Below are 408 nucleotides of genomic sequence, written 5' to 3' on the forward strand. Positions count from 1 at the left end.
TCGACCAGTTCACGGCGGTGCAGGGCAGCCTGTTCTTCCGGGACCAGGCCAACAACCGTCTGATCACGATTGATGCCAGCACGGGGGATCCGGTGGTGGTGCCGGGTGTGGGGTTCGTCAGCGAGCTGACGGCGATCGGTAATGAGCTGTTCTTCGCGGGCTTTGCCTCCCCGTCGAGCAACGGCCGTGAGCTGTGGCGGCTGAGCGCGGGGAGCACCACGGCCACGGAGGTGGAGATTGCCAGCGGCAGTGGCAGCAGCAACCCGAGCCAGTTCACCAGCGTGGGCGGCACGCTGTTCTTCACGGCCACGACGAGTGGCGTGGGCGTGGAGCTGTGGAAGCTGGACGGCAGCGGCAACCCGGTGCTGGTGAAGGACATCAACGCCGGCAGCGGCAGCTCGTCGCCGA

At 67.2% G+C, this 408-nt stretch carries 1 protein-coding gene; it reads left to right on the forward strand.

Features of this window, described 5'->3' with window-relative positions:
- Positions 1-408 (forward strand): hypothetical protein (locus tag KUG43_RS16805; protein WP_216910984.1); only part of this gene is annotated, 408 nt, incomplete at both ends.

Origin of the sequence: Synechococcus sp. CCY 0621 (genome assembly GCF_019038465.1) — a bacterium.
Classification (GTDB): domain Bacteria; phylum Cyanobacteriota; class Cyanobacteriia; order PCC-6307; family Cyanobiaceae; genus Cyanobium.